Source organism: Natrialba hulunbeirensis JCM 10989, assembly GCF_000337575.1.
GTDB lineage: Archaea > Halobacteriota > Halobacteria > Halobacteriales > Natrialbaceae > Natrialba > Natrialba hulunbeirensis.
This window is the reverse complement of the sequence record NZ_AOIM01000035.1, coordinates 292,132-313,090: the sequence shown is the minus strand read 5'-3', so window position 1 is coordinate 313,090 and position 20,959 is coordinate 292,132. Positions and strand designations below refer to the sequence as shown.

The following is a 20,959-nucleotide window of genomic DNA, read 5'->3' as shown; positions in this document are numbered from 1 at the left end:
CACGGCGATTACTGTTCCTGTTCGGGCTCACGAGCCTGTTCGCGCTCGTCAGCCGCCTCCTCGCGGTCGGTTCCACGCTCACGACCGACGTCGAACTCCTCCGGGGCGAGCAGGAGTTTGATCCGCTCGACCTGCCAGCCCTCGAGATCGGCTGGCTCGTCCGAAACGACAAGCGGCTTTGCAATTTCGGTCCGGGCCTCGCGGTCGACGCCACCGGTGGTCGCGCGCGTGTTGCACAGTCTGGCACCGGACTCCGAGAGCACGACATCCGAGTCCACCCAGATCATCTGCCCGCCATCCGTCACTTCCGCTTCCGGCTCGACTCGCTCGCCAGCCGGTTCGTTGCGGTGATCCGAGTCCGTCGTATCCGCCTCTGCCTCCTCGATGAAGATTTTCTGTGCGCCGCTGGACTCGAGTTCGGTGTCGGCTGCCGTTGCGGTCGTCGCTGCTGTCCCATCGTCGTCCGCACCCGAGATCGAGTCGCCCTCGCTGTCACCGTCGATCTGGTCGGCCGAGCCGTCCTCGTCGCCCTCGGCCGCGAACGGATCGAGCGGCTCGTCTGTGGTGAACTCGAGTTCGATGTCGTCTGCATCGGCACTGTCATCGACAGTGGTCTCGTCCTTGAGTGTCTCTTCGGGAGAGTCGTGGGTGTCGTGGGTGTCGAGTGCACCGTCAGCGTGCTCGCCGGCGTTCGTCACTGCAACCGACTCAGAGACAGACTCGTGGTCGCTGTCGGTAGCTGTCGATTCGTCGAACGTGAGTTCCGCGCCGGAAGCGCCGGCAGCCGGGTCGTTCGTCTCGGTAGTGGCCGACACGTCGTCAACTGGTGGCGCTGTGTCCGATTCGCTGGACGTGCTGGACGTGCTGGACTCGTCGGTCCCAGCCGTCTCCGCCTCTGGCTGGTGTTGCTCCGCCGCGGCCATCGCCTGTGCGACAGTAATCCCTTCCTCCTCGACCCACACGTCGAACGCTCGGCGTTTCTTCTCGGGCGTCGCAATCTGGCTGATCCACCAGAGGCTTCGCTTGTGGTCGACACCGAGCGAGGAGTGCGGTTCCGGGTCGCCGATGTCCGGGCCGCCGCCGAATCCGTTCAATACCGTCTGGAGGTGTGACTCGACCGAGCCACTCACCCAGTGAATCGACTCGTAGAAACAGAGCGTCCGGGCTGCGCCGTTGAGACCCAGTTCGGAGACCAGGTACTCGAGCCAGTCCATGACGACGAACTCGGTGTCGTACTCGGAGGGAATGGTTTCGAGGTATGGCCGGCCGCCGTCGTCCCACACCGGGTGTTCGAGGCTGTCGGTGGCGTGTTCCGTGGAATCACCGGTTGTGAGGGGATCGGCGTTGGTGTCGGTGCCAGCATCAGCGTCACCATCGGCATCGGCATCGTCGATCAACGAGGCGGCGTCATCCGTCGACTCGCCATCGACCGCGAGGTCGTCAGCAAACGACTCGTCGCCGAGGTCGTCCTCAAGTGGATCCGTCCCTTCTGTGGCGCTCTGGTCTGCTGTCTCGTCGATATCGCCCTCAGCCTTGGCGTTGCCATCGCCATCAGCATCGGCATCCCAGTCAGCGTCGCCGGAATCGTATTCGGATTTTAGTTCATCGAACGACAGGTCATCGTCACCACCGGAGTCAGCGTCATCGAGGTCGCTGTCTGCGTCTGCGTCCATGCTCATATCGTCCTCCAGGTCGTCGAACTCGTCATCATCGTCGAAGCCTTCATCGTCGTCGATGATGCTCTCGTCCAGAAAGTCGTCGGCTTCGGCGTTCGCGATATCCTCATCGATCGCTTCGTCTTCCTCGTCGCCGTCGTTACTGTCGAACAGACTCTGCCCGCCGAAGTCACCGCTTCCAGCGGCACCGCCGCCGGCCATCGAATCGGTGAGGGTATCGCCCTCGACGAACGGGTTGACACCCTGGGTCACCATCTCGTAGACCTCGAGCAGTTTCCGGATGTTCTCCTCGATATCGTCGAGCGATTCGCTGATCTTTTCGTTCTCGCTCTGGACGGTGTTCACCGTCGAGGAAAGCGATCCGACACTGTTCTCCATCTCTTCGACGCGTGCTTCGACCTCACTCGAGACGGCGCCACCGTCGTTCATGGCGTCCATCCCGTCCATCCTGTCCATGTCATCCATCGACCCCATGTCGTCCATCTCGGACATGTCGCCCATGCCGTCGATCGACATCGAGTCGTCGTCGAGGAAGTCATCCCCACCGCCATCGAGATCGCCGTCGAGATCACCACCGAGGTCGCCATCGTCAAAGAGATCGTCGTTGCCGGTACCATCGCCGCCGTTCCCCCCGGCGGCGCTCTCAGTTCGCGCACCTGGGAGCAACTCGTCGTCGCTCATACTGCCGGCGAGGTCACCACCGATGATGTCGTCGCTATCGTTCCCGGAGCTCGAGCGACCACTGGCGCCATCGTCATCGCCGTCTCCGAGTATGTTACCGATTATCGAGAGTACCATGGTGAACCTGTTCCGCTGGCGTCTACCGCTCGCTCACTCGTTGCCATCCCTGGTCGGCCACCGAACTGAACCCGCGTGCTGGCTCGACGCTCCGGATGGCTACGAGTCGTCATTCAGGAAAACTATGACAACCTACGTATTAAGTAATTGTGGCCGATTGGACCGTTACGTTCCGAACGGCCGGATTCTATCGCCACACCGCCCGTGTGTTCGCCGCTCAGCAATTCCACTGTTCTCACGGCGCTCACCCGAACAAAGGTTTCTTTTCGATTGCCCTCGAACTCCGACTATCGATCGTTCCATGACAGATCGTAACGAGGGTGGCAATCCAGACTCGTCCGACGACGCCGACGTTCCTCCCGTGCTCCCAAGCGAGCAACCCGGCGGCAACAACGGTGGCGGCGTCCTCTCGCCCGACGAACTGGACTTTACCGAGAGCCCATACGTAGCCGAGGTCTCAGAGAGCCGGTACGTCGTATCAGCCGACCACAGTCCGCCGAACGTCCCCGAGGAGACACACTCGAGTACACGCGGCGAGAGCACCAGTGTACGGACTCAGTCTGGGTCTGACTCTGAGTCTGGCTCTGGAACAGGCGACACGGGCACAGAGACCGACACAGACCGTGAGGCACGTGCACGTTCATCACAGCACGCGCCAACGCACGAACAGGACGAGGCTGGGCAGGAGCACGCTGGGCAACAGCAAGGGCAGGGCAACCAGCGCCAACATCAACGTCAACGCCAGCACCAACAGCAACCGGCCCAGCACCACCACCAACAACCTACCCCACAACCACCCCAGAGCCCCGAACACGCCCGCTCCATCCTCGCCGACGAACTCGAGCGCACCGACGCCCGACTCGCCGTCGACATCGTCTCCCGCTTTGGCAGCGACACCGTCCGCCACCGTACCGCCTCCGACGACGTCGTCGGCACCTTCGACAACCTCGTCCTCTGGTACGCCCAGCACGTCGCCCGCAAAACACCCACCATGCGAACCGCGTCCCTCCTGTTCGCCAAATCCGAATTCGCTCCGGAACTCACCGAGACACAACTGCGAAAAACCGCCGCTAAACACGGACTCGACGACACCGATACCATCGGCGACCTGCGCGATGCACTCGAGTAGAGATCAGCAGAATCGAAACAGTCGGCCACGATATGGAGACAGGTTCGGACAGCACGTTTCAAACAGCCGGCAGTGACACCGTCAGCCGGTTACCCACCGTTCATAAAGATGACTGTCCCCATAAAGAACGAGAGAATAAGCGAGAACCCAAAGAGGAGCGCGCCGCTCTGTACCGACTCGATACCGCGTGCCGCCGCGTGAAATCGCTGCGTTCGATCGGAGCGCATGGTTGTCTGTCTCGTCGATTTCGCCGCTGTCACTAATTGTCTTGTGGCCGGTCACCTGGAGTGGTTCACCGGTCACTCGGCGTGCACTGTCAGTTGTCACTATACAGTTGTAGAGGAAAAAGTGGGCAGTAAGCGACAGTCATGGCGATATCCATACCCATGACGTCCCATACCAGACAGCAGTGATACAGACCGCGATCGATCACGGCGCAACCGATCACAGATCGACCGTGATGAGGACATCGACAAGTCGCTCCGTCAATGTCCCCGTCACCGCACCGATCCAGAGCAGCGCCGTAAAGTGAACGTAGGAGTTCCCGAAGTGGCCGCCGTCTGCCACTCGGAGCACCAGCGACGAGATGAACGCGTTGAAGATCAACACCAGCACGATCAGGTACCGGAGCACCGGCACGTTGTACTCGTCGGTGTGAATGAGTTGCCCGCCCATCTGGCCGTCGAGATCGATATCGAAACTCGAGAGCATCAGGGCCAACTCGAGTCCGATGAAGAACGCGAACGCCGAGGCGGCGGTGATGCCGTACATCACGCCGACGAGCGTGGTCGTCTGCTGTTTGCGCTCTTCGCGCAGGTTGATGATCTCGCTCATGTTGGTACTGATGAGTTCGCCGAGTCGCTTCGGGCCACCACCCATCTCGCGGCCAACCAGGTACATCTCGCTGAACTTCTGGATCAGGAAGGTGTTCGTCTCGCCGGTGAAGTAGCGCCAGGATTTCTCGGTGCTCAGGCGCATATTCAGCCGCCGGTAGAGGTCGTCGATGTTCTCGGTGAGCGGGCCGAAATCCTTCGAGCGCAGCGTCGCGAGCACTTCGGAGGTGGTGCTCTGCTTTGCGCTCTCGCTTGTCCCGAGGGCACGGATGAAGTTCGGAAACGCCCGGTCGCGTTCGAACGCGCGTCGTTCCTCGTACCAGAAGACGAGACCGGGGATCAACAGCGGGAGCGTCGCGATCGGCATGTGAAGCATCGAGGGCAGGTCACGAATCGGGAGCCCACCCGGTTCCGGAATCACGTCGAGGAAGATCAGCCCAAGTAGGAAGACGGTGAGAACACTCAATCCGACGCCGACGACCGTCGAGGCAAGCATTCGCTTCTTCGTCGTCGTGCGATAGCCGTCTTCGAGGTACCAGATCGGATCGTCGGGGACGACCGCGCGGATGACGAAGAAGAACCCAATCTGGATGAAGACGAACAGCACGATGACGATGCTGGTCGTCAGCGTCGGATCGTTGCCGGTCAGCAACGGCAGAACGATTGCGAACACCAGCGCGAACGTCATCGAAATGATCAGCGAGAGATAGAGGTCTTTCAGCACGTCCAGGTTGCCAAGCGACTGTTTGTACACCGTCGAGTACTTCTCGACCAGCACGTCCTGTTCCTGATGGAGGAACTCGTCGAGTTGCTGGCCAGCACCGAGTGTGTAAGCCATCCGTTCGAAGAGGTCTGCAACGGATTCACTCGGCACTGCCTTCGCTCGGCGACGGCAGGCGTCGCCGAGACTCAGGTGCCAGACGTCGACGAGGTCGACGACGCGCTGTACCTCGTCCGCCAGCTCGCCGTACTCCTCTTCCTGGGCGAGCCTGCGCAGCACTTCCATCCGGTCGATGTTCGTCGTCGACAGAATAGTCATGTGGATAATGAACAGGTGAAACCGGTTCTCCATCTCGATCCGGCGCTGGTCGACCGCCAGGCGCGGATAGCCCACCGCCGCGACGAAGACGAGGAGGCCGAGCACCGGGATCAGGAGTTTGACCAGCAAGAAGACATCGAGCACCACCGCGATGACGATGGTTGCGAGGAAAAAGAGGAACGCAGGCAGCAGTACTCCCGGGACGTACAACCGTGCCGGGAGATCCATCTCGTCGTACGACCGAATGATGGACTTGCTGAGATCGTTGATCGCTGCTGTGTTATCCGCAATACCCATTGTGCGTCCTGCGTTCCTCCGTCCGCACCGCGTGTCTGCAGCGGTTTCCTCGAGTGCGGTCACACGTCGACAGCCGCTGTGGCTCCCGACGACTGACATCGACTGCGACCGCGACCGCGTCCGTGTCGTAGGCACTTCTTTGCAAGCTCAGCATACAAAACTTCTGGCTGGTACCGTCAGCCCGACGAACAGTGGCAAATCAGGTGTGGAACGCTCACGGTGTCGAGACGATCAACGTACTGGCCGACAGAAAACGACACAGGACCGCTGTTATCTCCGGGAATCTGCGTTCCACAGCGGCGGTGGCAACGGGCGTTATAGTAGCCACTGAAAGTCAGTGCACACCTGATCGCCAGACTGATCGGCGATCAGTGTGTAAACCGTTTCAGTTGTTACTATAGTATTCGGGGTCGAACTCTGGTCCAGACTCGGATTCTGACTCGGACACGGAATCGGGATTAGGACCGGGATCGGGATCGGCTTCAGACTCAAACTCAAACGCAGACTCGGACCCCGACTCTCGCATCTCTGCCGTCGACTCCTGCCCGGACTCCACCCACGATTCGAGTGCAGATTCCGACTCAGGCTCCGACGCCGACTCAGCGTTCACTCCGCCCTCACCCACCCCCGCAGCTCCCTGCTCTACCTGCCCCTCCAACTCGAGTTGCGCCCCAGACTCACGCCCGGGTCCTTCGTCACCGTGTTCCGCGACCTCCCCGCTCGACTCGCTGGACTCGCTCGTCGCGGCGTCCGCTGGTCCGGACTCGAGTCGTGCATCCGATGTGGGGTCCGTCTCTGTGCTGGCCGCAGCGCCAGTTTCATTGCGGTCACCCGGTTCAGAGTGGGTATCAGTGCCAGTGTTAGTGCCAGTTCCAGTGCCAGCGTCACCGTCAGCACCGACGGCAGACTCTGTCGACGTTTCCACATCCGGGCCAGACACAACATCTTGGGCAGGTTCAGTACTCCGGACAGACTCAGCATCCGGGACAGATCCGGCGTCCGGCACATCACGCTCTGGCGTCGCGATCCCCGCAATATACCGCAAACTCCGCTTGTGCTCATCGTTTCGCAACACCGACTTCGGCTCGATCTCCGCAGCCGCAAGCGGCGCATCGTCACCACCAAACCCGTTCAACAACCGCTGTAAGTACGTCTCCACCGGCGACGAAATCCACCCCACCGACTCGTAGTACGCAATCGTCTGTGCCGCCCCCTCGAGTCCCGCCCCGTCCACGAGGAACTGGAGCCACTCGAGTGCCGCCAGTTCGGCGTCATTTCTGGCGGGGACGGTGACGAGATACGGCAGGTCGCCGTCCTCGCCGTTCGTTCCGTCGGGCGCTGTGGCGGATGGATCCTCGGCTGCTGGGTCTGGCACAGGAGAGTCAGGATCTGGAGCGTCGTCGGTGGTCGATTCTGCAGGATCTGCCTCGGTCTCGACGTCGTTGTCTTCGAGAACGTCGTCGTCCTCGCTGACTCCGTCCAGGGGGTCGTCGGTCAGCTCCGACTCCGCGTCCATCTCGACGCCGAGTTCGTCGTCGAACGAACTCTCGTCTGCAGCTAACTCGTCATCGAACTCGGTGCCCTCGCCACCATCGTCGTCACCGTCGAACTCGTCTTCCAGCCCGTCGTCGCCGTCCTCGAAGGTGTCGACCTCGTCGAAATCGTCGTCTGTGGGCTCCTCGTCGAGGTCGTCGTCGAGGAAGTCCTCCGCCTCGGAGTTCATAATATCCTCGTCGATATCGTCGGCGGGGTCGTCCTCACCGCCAAAGACGCCGCCCTGTCCGGCTGCGGTCTCGAACGCGTTGCCGAGTTCCTGATCGCCGACGAAGGGGTTGACTCCCTGGGTGACGATTTCGTACATGTCGACGAGCTTGTCGACGTTGCGCTCGACGCTCGTGATCGAGTCGCTGATCTGTTCGTTCTCCCCGCGGACGGTTTCGACCTTGTTCTCGAGTGAGTCGACCTCCTTTTCGACCTCGTCGAGTCGGTAATTGAGTTCGTCGTCCATCGAGTCTTCGTCGTCGCCGCCGTCGTCGAAGCCGAGGTCGTCACCGATCAGGCCGTCGTCGCTCCCGAGGAGGTCGTCGCCCTCGTCGGCATCGGCATCGTCAGCGTCGTCCGAGTCGTCGCCGCCACCGAGTTGGCTGAATAGCAGTAGTGTCATGTGTGGGTTTGATTCAGTGTCGTTCTGTTCCGGTCCGTTCAGTCGTCTTCTTCGTCCCAGTAGAACGTGATCGTGTCCTCGCTGCCCGTAACGAGCACTGCCACGTCCGTATCGCCGCTTACCTGGTGGGTTTCAATCGTGAGCTCGACGACCGCACCGGCGTCCCAGGTGTTGCTGTCGTAGTCGATCCGTTCGACGTTCGTCACGGGGGAATACGTCCCGTCGACAAGCGCATCGACGGCACTTTGTTGTGCTGGTATATCCCCACTGCCGATATTCTTCACGAGAACCGTGATTTCGTATACGTCGTCGTCACCCTCGGGCGCAGTAACCATCGCATCAGCCTGGGATTCGTCGCTGATAATCGCGATGTCGGTTTCGATCCCCTCGGCGACCGATGAACCGCGCATCTCGATCGAGTCGCTCACGTTGCCGACCTCCATGATGACCGTTCCCGCAACTGCCGAGGCAATCACGAGACTGCCGATGAACATGATCAGGTGGGCCGCCGAGACGCTCGACATTTATTCGTGCTCCATTCGTTGTGATTCGTCCTTGGTTTGTCTTCTGGCCCGCGTTCGTCTGCAACCGCCGCGCTTACGCCGACTTCACTCCGGTACCGTAATCCACGCCGTCTCAGCAACACCGCGTTCAGTCGTGATGCGGATACTGTCCTCGTCTTCGTCGCCGGTGAACTCGAGTTCGCCGTTCGCGTCGCCGCCGTCGGAGAGTTCGATCTCGAGTTGCGTGCCGGGCGTCCAGACATCGCTGTCGTCGCGTTCTGCCTCGCCGTCGATGATCGTGGTTTCGTCGTCGTAGCCCTGAGTGGGGTAGAAGTGGCCGTTGGCAACGAGGTCGGTTTTGTCGACGGAGAGGGAGGTCGAGCCGTCGTTAGTGACGACAACGATGGCGTCGGCGTCACTCTCGCCATCCTCGCCAGTGTACTCAAACGAGTCGATGGAGAGGGCAGTGTTCTGCTGGTCTCGCAGTTGGTCGTTCTGGGCGGCGAACGCGTCGCCGGTCGCCGCGCCGACGCTGAACACCGTGGGGACGATGACACTGATGGCGACGAGGAAGCCAACCAGGATGACGAGAACAGCGCCGCTCGTACTGAACCCCATTACGTCTCTTTGAGGTATCAGATTCTTAAAAGCGCTCTGGCCAGTCGTCTCTCCAGGTGTCGATCACTCGGTTTCGGTGTGGCGTGGTGTACTCGAGTAGCTATGATCTGGTTGCAGCCCTCGTCCTGTTCGTTTGGGTATCGTCTTGTACTGCACAGGACTGTGCTCGCTGCTGCTCTTCGCTTGTGCTGTGTATTGAGCACGCACCGGCTAAAAAATAAACTGCAACGCGGTCAGCTGTGCCGACTTAGAGTCGGACTGCTTCGCCGTCCTCACTGAAGAGGTCAGGCGCAGTCAGCGTGACCTGCGTCGTTGCGGACGATGGCGAGACGATGTCGAGTTGCGACTCGTCTCCCTCACCGAACGGGTCACCATCTCCGAACGGCGTGTCCTCTGGGTCGAAAACGAGTGTGAAGTCGTTCTCGTTGTCGAGAACTGCGTCAGATGGGGCGACGTATTCGTCGTTGGCATTTTCAGCGACAAACGTTCCATCGAGATGCCCGACTTCGCCATCGTCGTGGTCGAAGTCATCGTCTGCGTAGACGAGGTTTGCCTGTCCGTTCGGACCGACAGCCTGGATGATCGTATCTTCGAGAGAGATATCATCTGCCCCTGGTGCGGCAGTAATGCCAACGCGGATCTCTTCGAGTTCACCCTCGTCTGCGCCGCCATCGTTATCCACGATACCGACAGCACTCGTGGCATCAATCCGCTCGGAAACGAGTTCAGTACTCTCTTCACCTGTCGCTTCGGCCTGCGACTGCAGCATACCTGCAGTGTTGATCAGGACGCCCGCAGCGATTGCGGCGACCAGCACCATTGCGATGAACACAATGAGGGTACCGATCCCAACCTGACCGCGGTCGTCATTGTTGGTTTCGAACATTGTTATAGCCTCACCGATTCGTCATCGTTCGTAATCGTCGTTGGAACACGAAGTTCCGCTTCGGTTGTCGCACCGGAGTCGGTCGTAAAGATCACCGACAACCGCTCACCTTCGGTCAAACGGTTGTACTCGTCAATTTCACCGACAACACGGAACGTTACTTCTGCTCGGTCGGTACTGTCGGTCAGCACACCGTCAGTGACACCCTGAATATTGTTGACGTTCTGGGCTTCACTGATAGCAACACTGTCTGCACCTTGTTCACCGATGAACTGAACAGACGTCTGTTCGAGGTCGATCGGGTTCGAGCCAGGTGCAGTTGCAGTGACGAACTGAATCTCATCAACGCGGTTTTCGATACTGACTGGTTCTCCATCGGTCGCATCAACACCAACTAGAGACCCGTCGTCAGCAGCGTCTAATTCGAAATCAACCACGACTGGGTTGGTTCCGTCACCGTCATCGTCAACACCGATGACTTCGAGTGCATACGAGCCCTCATTCTCTCCATCAGAAGTGATTGGGAGTTCTCCAATTTCGAATCCAACGATTATGTCAGTGGAGTCGACATTTGCCTCATCATCTTCAGTGTGATCAGCATCCCCAAACAGACTATCATCACCTTGGGTCACGTAGTCTCCACCACCTAGAGTGTCACCTATAGTAAGCTCACTATCGAGACCTTCGAAGGCATCACTGAGATCCTCCTGACTTGGGTCGTTGGCCACACCGATAGTATCTCCCTGAGTTCGGTCTTGGTCAGTGAGACGAACGGCTAAGTCATTTTCGACCTCGTCAACATCAAACTCAGAACTATCGAGTTCAACGAAGGCATAGACTTCACCATCATCTAGATCAGTACCGATCTCAGAGTTGTCGCCATCACCGACCTCTTCGAAGCCATTATTTTCCGAGTTGGTTGTATCGACGTCATCAAGGGTTTGAGCCTGCAGATTATCACTGTCGAGCGTGGCTACCAGATCATCAGCATCAGTGGTAGTATCGGGAATGCCAGTGAAGGTAACCTCAACTGCATCACCCTCATCGCTCTCTGGGAATTGACCAATAACGGTATCTTCGAATCCTTCTGTCGCCGCCGTTGCTAGCGACAATGTGAATTCTTCACCTTCCAGATTCGCAGAATTATCGTCAGCTTCATCAATTCCGACAAGGAAGGTTATTTCCTCTTGTCCGGACTCAATATCAAAGTCCAAATCACTTTGCAGTGACGTAGGTGCAACGCTTCCCGATTCACTCACGATCTGCAGGCGATCACTCACCTGACTCGTCGATTCCTCACCGGTGGCCTCTGCCTGCGTCTGCAGGAAGCCAGCCGTGTTAATCAGCACGCCCGCGGCAATCGCAGCGACAAGCACCATCGCGATGAACACGATAAGGGTGCCGATCCCCACCTGACCGCGGTCGTCGTCTGTAATTCGTTCGAACATTGGTATTATACACCCGGCGATACCGGGCAGTGGGCACTGGTTCAGAGCGATTGTTATTAAGTCTACTTGCCAAACTTTACACTCTTAACTCTAACTGCCGATAGGTGGATATCTTAAACCTAATGGCCGAACTGCTGGACAGGTAATTAAACTTGGTGGCCGATTCCCCGTTCCACCTCCGTCGACTTCCAGTCGGCCGGGAGACTTATCTCCCCGCTCGAACGAATTTGCGGCATGAATATCGTTGACGGCGACAAGATCGAGTGTAGCCGCTGTGATGACATCGTCTCACTCGACGACGCCAATATTCTCGGCAAGACGAACAACCGCACCTACGCGAAGCCACTCTGTGACGACTGCCTCGAAAACGTCGGCGTCCCGCGCGGCTACGAGCTCGAACGCGACGTGAGCTACCTCAAGAGCGAATAGGACGCAGCTGACGGTATCGAACCGCGACTACAGACGAACTCAGTATGGGGGTGGGGAACGCGGACTGTTGTCCCACCGATTCTCTCAGAACACCGCCCGATCAGACTTCTGTACCGACTGTTACTGGACGGTCAGTCAATTTTGCCCCCAGACACAACCGATGCAGAAACAAAACGCCGCTAACGTCCCAGCCCTCACTTGTTATTCATCGCTTCACTCGCGATGTTCCGCCCGCGTGGCTTCAACGCGACCTCGCGCCGAACGCGAACCTCCTCTAACACCTGCAGCTCGATCAGGCGCTCGTAAATCTCCTCGACCTCGTCCGTCTCGATATCCAAAAACTCCGGCACCTCGAACGGCGAGACACCCGAGTAGATCGCCATCAACACCTCCTCTTCCTTCCCGGAGAGGTCGATCTGCGAGGCGTTCTTCTCCGCCCCGCGATCCAGCACGGACTTCAACATCGCGCAGTTCTGGCTCGAGCCCGACAGATACGTCTGGACACTCGAGCCGTCCTCCGTGTGCTCGGCTTCGATCACGGGTCGCTCCTGTGAGCGAACCGTCCGTTCGTCGCTCTCGACGGTCCCCACGTCGTCGACCTCGATCTGGACGAACTCACCGCTCTCGATGGCAAAATTCGCGACGCCATCGTTGATCTTTACGCGCGCCTTGCGCCACGAGGAGTCCTGAACGACGCCGCCTTTTACAGCAGGGTGTTTGACGAGGACGATTTCGCCGTCCAACACGGCCTTCTGGATCTGGAGTTCGAACTCCTGGACGTCGCCCATCGAAACGAGGTAGACGTTCGCCCCGTAGTTGATGCTGATGTAGTTCGAAACCTTCGCGACGGTCTGGTTCACGTCGTACCGGCCGCGAATCGACTGCACCTTCCCGAGCGGAATCGTCACCTTCCCGTCGTTGCTGACGATCACGATTCGCTTGTTCGAGAGGACGATGCGGCCGTTCGACCAGTTCGTATCCGAGAGTTTGCGGCCCTCGCGGACGACCTGCGTGAACTTCCCTGTGACGTCCGCCAATTTCTGTTCGCCGCCGCTCATACTGGGTCACCAGCCACTGTGCCGACGCCACCGAGCTTCGAGAGCGCGGAGAAGCCACGCTTTCGCAGCCGATCGCTGTCGGTTCGCTCGACGAAACTCGAGAGTCGCCGCCGTGAGGTATCCGTGCCGATCTTCCCTAGGACGAACAGCGCCTTGACGCGCAGCTCCTCGTCTTTCAGCCCGTCCTCAACCAGTTCGAGCAGCCGCAGCTCCAGCCCGTCGCTGTCGAGCATCGAGAGGCTCGTCGCCGCGAACTTCGAGGTCATCTCGTCGTCGTCGCCCATCGTCTCGATAAGCGCGTCCTGTGCGTCCTCGGTGTGGCCTTCGTTGTCGTTCGCGACACGTCCGAGGAGCCACGCCGCGTTGCGTCGCTGTGCCGTCTCGGTACTCCGATCCAGAATCTCGATCAGCGGATCGATCACCTCGTCGGTGTCGGCCACCTCGAGTTCACCCACAATTTTCTCGCGGACCTGGTGGCTCGCGTTCGAGGGGGCCTCCGAGAGCAACTGGACGAGGGAGAACATGGCCGTCCGGCGAACCATGTCCGTCTCGTCGCTCAGTGCGTTCGCGAGGACTTCGACGGCCTCCGTGCTGCCGAGGCGACCGAGTGCGTCGACTGCAATCCGCCGGAGCACCTCGTCCTCCGCGTCGGCGACGTCGATCAGTTCGCGAAGTGCGTTGTCCGTCCCGATATCCGCGAGCGCGTAGGCAATCTCGATCCGGACGGCGTAGGTGTCGGCGTGAAACCGTTTCGCAAGCGCGGGGACGCTCCCTGCGGACTCGATACGACCCAGTGCGCGGGCGACACGCTTTCGGACGCGTGCGTCCGGATCGTCCAGTCGGTTGACGAGCGCTTTTACGACGTTGTCCTCGCCGATCCGTCCGAGTCCGGTCGCGGCGGCCATCCGAAGTTCGGCCCGATCGGCCGACAGCCCGCGCGCGAGCACCTTCGCCTTCTTCCACTCCGCGAGGTTCTCGAAGTCCTGCCCCGAGAGTTCGCCGATGAACTCCTCGAGTGCATCCTGGCCGTACTGGTCCAGGGCGTCGATCGCCGCGGCCCGGACCTCGTCGTCCTCGTCCTCCTGTGAGGCGGTGATCAGCGCATCGACGACATCGTCCCGAACGGATCGGGGCTGTCCCTCGGTGACGACGTCGTCCGCACTCGTCTCGAGACTACCGAGAATTTCGGCGGCGCGGCGACGGATGTCCGGGTTGGAACTGGCCTCGAGGTGCCGGATGAGTTGTTCGAAGTTCGCGTTGCGCTCGAGTTCGAATAACGCCATAGCTACGGGATCACCGGTGGGGGCCAGAAGCCCGTCTCCGCGGTGCAGGTTCTGGTTGTGCTCTCACGGTGGCGGTTCGGGGTCGGTTGTGACACCGGGTGCACCTACTCGTCGCTTTCGGTGCCATTTGTTGTCTCGTTGGTGGATGAGTCGTCCGACGAGCCGTCGTTGTCATCGGTTTCGTCGCTCTCATCGGTCTCGTCCTCGGTGTTGTCCTCATCAGTCTCACTCTCCTCACTACCCTCACCATCGTCGCCATCGTCACCGTCGTCACCGTCGCTACCGTCGCTACCACCATCACTATCACCATCGCCGTCTCCGTCACCACTCTCCTCATCCGCATCAGAATCGCCCACGTCTTCGTCGTCCCCCTCCGACAACTCACCGCCTCCTTCGTCGGACTCGTTTGCATCCGCACCCGGCTCCTCGCCATCTTCGTACTGCTTCGTTCCAGCAATCGCGTTCCACAGTTCGATATCCGAGGCCTCTCCGTCAAGGTGCTCTTCGGCCCACTGGGCGTTGACCGCCCAGCCTTCTACCTGCCCATCGAACCGGTCTTCGACTTCAGTGTAAAGGTGGTTGACCTCCGCACCGCGGTCAACCATCCCCTCGCTGAACACACGATAGATGAGCGCAATCTCGTCGTCCGATTCGACCGCATCCGACGCCGCAGACTCGTAGAACAGAATCCAGTCGTCGTCTTCCGTATCGTGATACAGTTCATTGACCGCAATATCGTTCTCCTCGAGAAGGTGGTAGAATTCACCCGGCGTTGCATCCGGATCGTCACCCGGGTCTTCGGGATCGACTGGCACTCGCGTCTGGCCGATGTGGCGGATCGAATCGAGACAGCCCGCCGTCAATCCAACCGCTGCAGTCGTCACCGCACCCAGCGCAGTGCGGCGAGTCAGACCACTGCGTCCAGTACCGGTACTCGAGTGGGGAGTCGAACTCGAGTCGGCAGTGGCAGCGGGCCGTGTTGTCGGTGCGGAAGTCGGTGATCGATCTCGCAAAGAGTCCCGGTCACTCTCGTCGTCGCAAACAGAGCGCTCCCCAGGATATCGTGGCATCGTTACGATGCCGTCACACCAGACCGTGAAAAATTCGTCGGCCGTTCGGTGTGTACGGGTAACTGTTTCGGCCCCCTGCTGGCAGAACGTCGTTCGCGGGGCCGGCAATATGATATGAATGGATTTCCTACTGCTCGCCAAGAGCAGCTCGACTCGATGTGGTTCGAGGCGACGCGGAAAGAAGAAACTATGACAGAGCAGCATTGGGACGCTGGCGAACAGCCGGCGAGACGTCCCGTTGAACGGGCTGGAGCCGAACCAGCGACGGCAATGCACGGAGCGAATACAGCATGACGAACGGGGACGCAACTTCGGACACCGAGTCGTGTTTGTGCTTCGGTCGGCGTGTCCCGCGATCACTCGGTGCGATGCTCGTGCTGACAGTGCTGCTCGTCGCTCTCGGTGCCGGTACAGCTGGTGCAACCAACATAGCCGGTGGGCCGACAGCAGAGACGAGCGGATCGACGACTCTCGATGGCCCCTCACCATCACTACAGCCGGCTGTGACACAGCAGTGTACCGATCCGTCGGACGACTACTCGAATACGGTAGTCGTTACGTTCGACGATGAGAACGTTATCACGGGTTCAAGTGCGGATGCAGAGTCGTTACCTCCTGATCCCGTCGTTTCCGCTGACGATGAGGCGCTGGTCGTCGACCTCGATAACGGCACCGTGGTGACAGAATCGTGTGAACCAGTCATGGTCGCTGACAACGAAGTCCGCGTCGCGGAGAACGATCCTGATCTCGTCGTCACAGATGGTGTCTACCTCAATGATACACTCGAGCTCACCGACGACGGCACGGTCCAGACTGTCAACGGTGGCTCGACAGTCGAGGCGGACGGCAATACTGTCGAGTATACGGAGCACGATACGGTCGACTTCCAGCCCAATATTACCGAGACGAACAGTCCTGGAGAAGGGGAGACGCTCTCTATCACTGTCGAAGTCACGAATCCACACTACGGGTCAGATGACCAGGAACTCGAACTCTTCCTGCGCGATGGCAACGACGAGATCAAAGAGACCCTTACGGACTCAATCTCGTTAGATGGTGATGACTCGGGGACGGTCACGTTCGACTACGAAACCGAAGAAGGCGACGACGTAATCGAAAGCGCTCGTGTGCGTACCGAGGATGGGAGTACGGACACGACCGAAATCACCGTCAACGAAGCCAGTGTCGATGTCGAAATCACCGACGACTGGACGCGATTCCCCGCTGCGGGTGACGAACTTGAAGTCCCTGTTGAGATCACTCGTCACGGCAACATCCCGGATGGCGAGCAGGAGTACATCATCGACTTCCTGATTGACGATTCGCACGTGACTACGAGACCAGTCGCACTTAGCCCCGGCGAGCAGACCGTCGAGACGTTTACCTACGAAACCTCAGAGGATGATTCACCATCCGTCGAGGCGACAGTCAAGAGTGGCTACAATTCACACACGGCGTCAGTCGACGTTCTCGGTCAGGCAACTCACGAAGAGAACGTCGAGGCGACGTTCATCGATCAAAACGATCCTGACGAAGGCGAGACGCTCGAACTCACCGCTGAGATCGGATATGACCGGTGGGATCGAATACCGGACGAACCACAGGAGTATCCAGTGCAGTTCTATATCGACGATGAACACATCGAAAACCGGACTGTCGAGCTAGACGGAGATGAGACAATTACCGAAACGTTCGAGTACGAAACAGAACAGGGTGATGCCCCGCGTGTTGCTGCCGAACTGATCACGCCTGGCTCCGGAGACACCGACGAGCCCCGAATCACCGGAAGCGGCTTCGAGGTGACTATCGAGGAGGTCAATGATCCGGTCAACGCGAGCGAGGAACTCATCACGACTGCGGTGATCGAGAACACCGGTGAGATTGCGGGCGAGCAGGAGGTCCGACTGCGAATCGATAGCGGAATCTCCGATTCGGATCGGACGTTGAGACAAATTCGTGACCGGGAAAACGTCTCACTCGATGTCGGTGAACGGACAACTGAACAGTTCTTCTACCGTCCCAGTGAGACCGACGTTCCGATGATCGAGGTTGCAATCCTCAGCAACAACGACGAGGCGCTTGCGAATGCCACGGTCCGATCCAAAAGCACCCACTACGAGCCACAGAATCTGACTGGGGACTACAACAACGACACCGACCGTGAGCTAACGCTCTCCTCAGAGATTAACAATACCGGTACTGAACCCGGTGACCAGTACGTCGAGTTCATGCTTGATGACGAACTCGTTTACGTCGACCGGGTGACGCTCGGCCCGTGGGAATCGACGACCGTTTCCACGACGATTGACGCCCCAGAAGACATCGGTGCATACGACTTTGCCGTTGAAACGAACGACGCAACCGCCGCTTCGACAGTCGGTGTCGGCGTCGAGATTATCGACGACGAACCGGTCGATGATTCCGACGGTTCGGACGACCCGGATGAACCGCCGTCCAACCAGTCCGACTCGAGTTCGACTAACGAATCCGACTCGACGACTGACCCCCCAGAAGACGAGGCTGGGCTGCCGTGGTTCCTTATCCTCCTCGGACTGCTCGGCGTCCTCGTCTCCTCGCTTACCCTGCTCGTCTACCGCAACGATCCGGAGAACTTCCCGCCGGAACCGGCCGCCGTCCCAGGGATACTCGAGGAGGAGGTCACCAAAATATCGAATCAGATTCGTGCGACGAATCTCTCGATGCTCGTGGCGACCCTAAAGGGAGTCGTCGGACTCGGTGCAGGGACGCTGGTCGTCCAGAACAAACTGCCGCGGGCGGCGACGGTGCGCGTGCGGTGTCAGACGGCCGAGGACACGGTCTTCATGCAGGATCTCGAGTTACAGCCAGATGAGCGACGGACGCTCGCCTCCCTGCCGGACGCAGAACAGTTCCGAGTCGGTGCCGGTGTCGACGATATTACGTCCCACGAAGAGGTGTTTCAGGGCGACAACGGCGACGTTGGTGTCGTCCTCCGGGCTGAAGGACTCGTTATTGCGAATCTGTCGTGAGGTGATTTCACCGTTGGTACCGGATTAGCTAGATACCTGCTCTAAATATCATAGCTACCTGCCTATTTAGTCCTCAGTTATCGATACCTCTCGAGTACGGACGCAGACAATCCTCAAAAGCGGTTTTGGGAGTAGTATCTCTATATGCGGCTCTCCGATTAATTGTCCCCTATTCCCATCAGAAAGTCGACTCACGTCCACACTGACCCGTATACACCACAGTCGAACCTCTCGACCCTCCCCATCTCCGAGAAATACAATTTACTCTGATATGTTCCTAGAGTAGTCTGTACTCTCTCACACCGAATTATCTCTCGTGTGATCAGTACTCGAGTACCCGGTCGATATAGTAGCCACTGCAAGTCAATGCACACCTGATCGCACGACTGCTGTGCGATCAGTGTGTAAATAGTTGCAGTTGTTCTATAGCTATCCGGATCGCGGTGAGAGTGAGGACGGCAGCGATAGGGCCGACGACTGCTGGTGTCGAGATTGTGGCTGGTTGGTCTGGGAATCGTCGTGACTGGCGTGGTTAATCGTCGTCGGTCGATGCGACGCTCGATTCGATTCCGTCGGGTGACGGGCCGCTCTCGGTCAGGTTACCATCACGCCAGGTGTCGCGTTTGAACCAGAGGTACGCAACGATCCCTCCCACGATGTTCGAGATGGGGAATGCGATCCAGAGCCCCATCACGTCGAGTGGGCCCGACGCGACCCAGGCAACTGGCAGCCGGATGAACCCGAGCGTTATGAGGGAGACGACGGCTGCGATCATCGTGTGACCGGCACCGCGGAAGCCACCGGTGTAGGCGCGCATGACGCCGATGAACCCGAATGTGAGCCCGGTCACGCGCAGGAAGGTCGTGGCGTGGTCGACCACCGCCGGATCCGGTGAGAAGATACCGGCGATCGGTCTCGCGGCGAGCATGATGAGTCCGCCACCGATCGTGAGGAGGACGAGCATGGCACGCGCCCCGAAGTGGTTCGTCTCTTCGGCGCGGTCCAGTTCCTCGGCCCCGATGTTCTGGCCGGTCATCGTCTCGATCCCCTGGGAGACGGCGAGCGCCGGGAGGAAGATCACCGAAAAGATTCGCGTCCCGATGCCGTACGCCCCGCTGACCGCGTTCGGGAAGGTCGCGACGACGACGAGAAGCAGCGTGATAGAGAGCGATCGGGCCGCACCCTCGACGGAGGCCGGGAGTCCGATGGTGACGATCGTCCGCCCAAACTCGAGATCCGGCCCCATCTCCGAGAGGCGGATCTGCACGCCGTGATTGCCGCGGAACAGGATGGCGAGTCCGATCACCAGCGCGACCGCTCGCGAGAACACCGTTGCGACCGCAGCGCCGCCAATCCCCCAGCCGTCGAACCCGGTCGCGTCGAGTGCCGCCGCCTCGAGCCCAGCGAGTCCGAGGAAGCCAAACAGCGGATTCGCCTCGAAGCCGAAGATGAGAATCGGATCGAGAAGGATATTGATGACGACCGAGCCGGCCATGACGTACATTGGTGTCACCGTGTCGCCGTAGCCGCGCATGAGCGCCATAAAGACCGCAAAGCCGAAGACGGCGAACAGACCGACCGCGTAGATGCGCATGTACTCGACGACCAGCGGCGCGACGGTCTCGTTCACGCCGAGAAGCGCAGTAATATCGTCGACGAAGATGTATCCCAGGATGCCAAGCACGACAGAGATGATGAACGCATACGCCATCGTCTGTGAGGCGGCGTACGCGGCACGCTTCTCGTTGCCCGCCCCGGTGTGCTGGGCGACGAGGACGCTCCCTGCAACCGAGACGCCCAGCGCGAGCGAGATCATCAGGAAGACGATCGGGAACGCAAACGTAATCGCAGACAGCGCCTCCGTGCTGTGGCGACCGAGCCAGAAGGTGTCAGCCAGGTTGTACAGCACCTGAAAGAGGTTCTGGATAATGATCGGCAGCGAAAGGTAAAACAGCGGTCGGCCAATCTCACCCGAGGTGAGATCGAGATCCTCCGGTCCCTTGAACAGCGAGTCGACGGATTTTCTGATCCCCATCAGGTGGTCACCTCTGACGGCGTCTCACCGATGGCAGACGTGTCGTCGATACCACGGTTATCTGCCGTCTCTGTGAGTTGCATCGTGAGCAACTCCTCGAGTTGCTCACGCGCGGTCTTCTCAGAGACTTCGTCCAGTCGATCCGAGTACCGCTCGTCGAGAGACGTGAGAAATGCCGCAAAGAGACGCTCCTTGCTGCCGTAGTGGGAGTGAATAGTCGCCTTGCTCAACTCCGATTCGTCCGCGATGTACTGCATTGTCAGGTCCGCATAGCCGTGTTCCCAGAGAACGCGGTTGGTCGCTTCGAAAATCGTTCGTTCCGTATCGTCCATTCGAGTACGGTAACGTACTGACCAGTCAGTCAAAAGTATTCGGAAGCCGGCCGACTGCGACAGGTATCCAGCTATCGAAGTGGCGCAACCAGACACTCAGTACGCCGTAGCACTCACTCGAAGCCAAACCACCTGAAGACCATTCTGCTCGTTCGCTTCGCTCACTGTGTCGACTGCGATTTCTCTATTTCAACTCGAGTCGGATTCGATATCTTCAGGTCACGAGTTTGTTCGTCGGAAAAGGATGGGCCAACTCGGATTTGAACCACCTGAAGACGATCCTGCTCGCTCGCTTCGCTCACTGTGCGGGCTGCGACTTCCGTAATTCAAATCCTCGCGGCAGCACGTGCTTG

Annotated in this window: 16 protein-coding genes; 3 read left to right on the top strand and 13 right to left on the bottom strand. The window is 59.3% G+C overall.

Annotated features, from left to right (window positions below; all coding sequences use genetic code 11):
- Positions 1-8: 8 nt before the first annotated feature.
- Entirely contained in the window at positions 9-2,474 is a 2,466-nt protein-coding gene (locus tag C483_RS12760; RefSeq protein ID WP_006653769.1) for a FlaD/FlaE family flagellar protein, read from the bottom strand.
- Between the two features lie 301 nt (positions 2,475-2,775).
- On the opposite strand from C483_RS12760, the gene C483_RS12755 reads away from it, so the two are divergent.
- A complete protein-coding gene (locus C483_RS12755) occupies positions 2,776-3,603 on the top strand; it encodes a DUF7500 family protein (RefSeq protein WP_006653768.1) in 828 nt (275 codons plus the stop codon).
- A gap of 89 nt (positions 3,604-3,692) precedes the next feature.
- Here the strand turns inward: C483_RS12755 and C483_RS20480 are convergent, their stop codons facing one another.
- The 7 genes from C483_RS20480 to C483_RS12725 all read right to left on the bottom strand — a co-directional run bounded on the left by C483_RS20480 (position 3,693) and on the right by C483_RS12725 (position 11,391).
- A complete protein-coding gene (locus C483_RS20480) occupies positions 3,693-3,830 on the bottom strand; it encodes a hypothetical protein (protein ID WP_006653767.1) in 138 nt (45 codons plus the stop codon).
- Positions 3,831-4,047: 217 nt separating this feature from the next.
- Positions 4,048-5,772 (bottom strand): archaellar assembly protein FlaJ, encoded by a 1,725-nt coding sequence (gene flaJ, locus C483_RS12750; protein ID WP_006653766.1) that lies wholly within the window; start codon positions 5,770-5,772, stop codon positions 4,048-4,050.
- A 385-nt stretch (positions 5,773-6,157) separates the two neighbouring features.
- On the bottom strand, positions 6,158-7,936 hold the full coding sequence (locus tag C483_RS20905) for a FlaD/FlaE family flagellar protein (protein WP_006653765.1): 1,779 nt from the start codon (positions 7,934-7,936) through the stop codon (positions 6,158-6,160).
- A 38-nt stretch (positions 7,937-7,974) separates the two neighbouring features.
- Positions 7,975-8,460, bottom strand: coding sequence for a flagellin (locus C483_RS12740; RefSeq protein ID WP_006653764.1), 486 nt, complete (start codon positions 8,458-8,460; stop codon positions 7,975-7,977).
- Between the two features lie 84 nt (positions 8,461-8,544).
- The gene (locus C483_RS12735) at positions 8,545-9,057 is read right to left on the bottom strand and encodes a flagellin (protein ID WP_006653763.1); all 513 of its coding nucleotides are present in this window, start codon (positions 9,055-9,057) and stop codon (positions 8,545-8,547) included.
- A gap of 247 nt (positions 9,058-9,304) precedes the next feature.
- Positions 9,305-9,943 carry an archaellin/type IV pilin N-terminal domain-containing protein gene (locus tag C483_RS12730; RefSeq protein WP_006653762.1) on the bottom strand — a complete coding sequence of 213 codons (639 nt, stop codon included), beginning with the start codon at positions 9,941-9,943 and terminating at the stop codon, positions 9,305-9,307.
- 2 nt (positions 9,944-9,945) lie between these two features.
- Positions 9,946-11,391 (bottom strand): archaellin/type IV pilin N-terminal domain-containing protein, encoded by a 1,446-nt coding sequence (locus tag C483_RS12725; RefSeq protein ID WP_006653761.1) that lies wholly within the window; start codon positions 11,389-11,391, stop codon positions 9,946-9,948.
- Positions 11,392-11,625: 234 nt separating this feature from the next.
- Between C483_RS12725 and C483_RS12720 the strand changes: the two genes are divergently transcribed.
- Positions 11,626-11,820, top strand: coding sequence for a hypothetical protein (locus C483_RS12720; protein ID WP_006653760.1), 195 nt, complete (start codon positions 11,626-11,628; stop codon positions 11,818-11,820).
- Between the two features lie 194 nt (positions 11,821-12,014).
- On the opposite strand, the gene C483_RS12715 is transcribed toward C483_RS12720, so the two are convergent.
- The 3 genes from C483_RS12715 to C483_RS12705 all read right to left on the bottom strand — a co-directional run bounded on the left by C483_RS12715 (position 12,015) and on the right by C483_RS12705 (position 15,045).
- The gene (locus C483_RS12715; RefSeq protein WP_006653759.1) at positions 12,015-12,878 is read right to left on the bottom strand and encodes a CheF family chemotaxis protein; all 864 of its coding nucleotides are present in this window, start codon (positions 12,876-12,878) and stop codon (positions 12,015-12,017) included.
- The gene (locus C483_RS12710; protein ID WP_006653758.1) at positions 12,875-14,161 is read right to left on the bottom strand and encodes a HEAT repeat domain-containing protein; all 1,287 of its coding nucleotides are present in this window, start codon (positions 14,159-14,161) and stop codon (positions 12,875-12,877) included. Before C483_RS12710 ends, C483_RS12715 begins: the two co-directional genes overlap by 4 nt.
- 104 nt (positions 14,162-14,265) lie before the next feature.
- The gene (locus C483_RS12705; protein ID WP_006653757.1) at positions 14,266-15,045 is read right to left on the bottom strand and encodes a hypothetical protein; all 780 of its coding nucleotides are present in this window, start codon (positions 15,043-15,045) and stop codon (positions 14,266-14,268) included.
- Positions 15,046-15,521: 476 nt separating this feature from the next.
- Here C483_RS12705 and C483_RS12700 point away from each other — a divergent pair, with 476 nt between their 5' ends.
- Positions 15,522-18,239 (top strand): hypothetical protein, encoded by a 2,718-nt coding sequence (locus C483_RS12700; protein ID WP_006653756.1) that lies wholly within the window; start codon positions 15,522-15,524, stop codon positions 18,237-18,239.
- Positions 18,240-18,771: 532 nt separating this feature from the next.
- On the opposite strand, the gene C483_RS12695 is transcribed toward C483_RS12700, so the two are convergent.
- The gene (locus C483_RS12695) at positions 18,772-20,274 is read right to left on the bottom strand and encodes an MATE family efflux transporter (protein WP_006653755.1); all 1,503 of its coding nucleotides are present in this window, start codon (positions 20,272-20,274) and stop codon (positions 18,772-18,774) included.
- Positions 20,274-20,606, bottom strand: coding sequence for a TetR/AcrR family transcriptional regulator (locus tag C483_RS12690; RefSeq protein WP_006653754.1), 333 nt, complete (start codon positions 20,604-20,606; stop codon positions 20,274-20,276). The genes C483_RS12695 and C483_RS12690 overlap by 1 nt, the downstream gene beginning before the upstream one ends.
- Positions 20,607-20,959: the final 353 nt, after the last annotated feature.

Excerpts from the sequence above, each read along its gene's own strand:
- C483_RS12760 (WP_006653769.1), bottom strand. The coding sequence starts at position 2,474 with ATGGTACTCTCGATAATCGGTAACATACTCGGAGACGGCGATGACGAT.
- C483_RS12755 (WP_006653768.1), top strand. The coding sequence starts at position 2,776 with ATGACAGATCGTAACGAGGGTGGCAATCCAGACTCGTCCGACGACGCC.
- C483_RS20480 (WP_006653767.1), bottom strand. The coding sequence starts at position 3,830 with ATGCGCTCCGATCGAACGCAGCGATTTCACGCGGCGGCACGCGGTATC.
- flaJ (WP_006653766.1), bottom strand. The coding sequence starts at position 5,772 with ATGGGTATTGCGGATAACACAGCAGCGATCAACGATCTCAGCAAGTCC.
- C483_RS20905 (WP_006653765.1), bottom strand. The coding sequence starts at position 7,936 with ATGACACTACTGCTATTCAGCCAACTCGGTGGCGGCGACGACTCGGAC.
- C483_RS12740 (WP_006653764.1), bottom strand. The coding sequence starts at position 8,460 with ATGTCGAGCGTCTCGGCGGCCCACCTGATCATGTTCATCGGCAGTCTC.
- C483_RS12735 (WP_006653763.1), bottom strand. The coding sequence starts at position 9,057 with ATGGGGTTCAGTACGAGCGGCGCTGTTCTCGTCATCCTGGTTGGCTTC.
- C483_RS12730 (WP_006653762.1), bottom strand. The coding sequence starts at position 9,943 with ATGTTCGAAACCAACAATGACGACCGCGGTCAGGTTGGGATCGGTACC.
- C483_RS12725 (WP_006653761.1), bottom strand. The coding sequence starts at position 11,391 with ATGTTCGAACGAATTACAGACGACGACCGCGGTCAGGTGGGGATCGGC.
- C483_RS12720 (WP_006653760.1), top strand. The coding sequence starts at position 11,626 with ATGAATATCGTTGACGGCGACAAGATCGAGTGTAGCCGCTGTGATGAC.
- C483_RS12715 (WP_006653759.1), bottom strand. The coding sequence starts at position 12,878 with ATGAGCGGCGGCGAACAGAAATTGGCGGACGTCACAGGGAAGTTCACG.
- C483_RS12710 (WP_006653758.1), bottom strand. The coding sequence starts at position 14,161 with ATGGCGTTATTCGAACTCGAGCGCAACGCGAACTTCGAACAACTCATC.
- C483_RS12700 (WP_006653756.1), top strand. The coding sequence starts at position 15,522 with ATGACGAACGGGGACGCAACTTCGGACACCGAGTCGTGTTTGTGCTTC.
- C483_RS12695 (WP_006653755.1), bottom strand. The coding sequence starts at position 20,274 with ATGGGGATCAGAAAATCCGTCGACTCGCTGTTCAAGGGACCGGAGGAT.
- C483_RS12690 (WP_006653754.1), bottom strand. The coding sequence starts at position 20,606 with ATGGACGATACGGAACGAACGATTTTCGAAGCGACCAACCGCGTTCTC.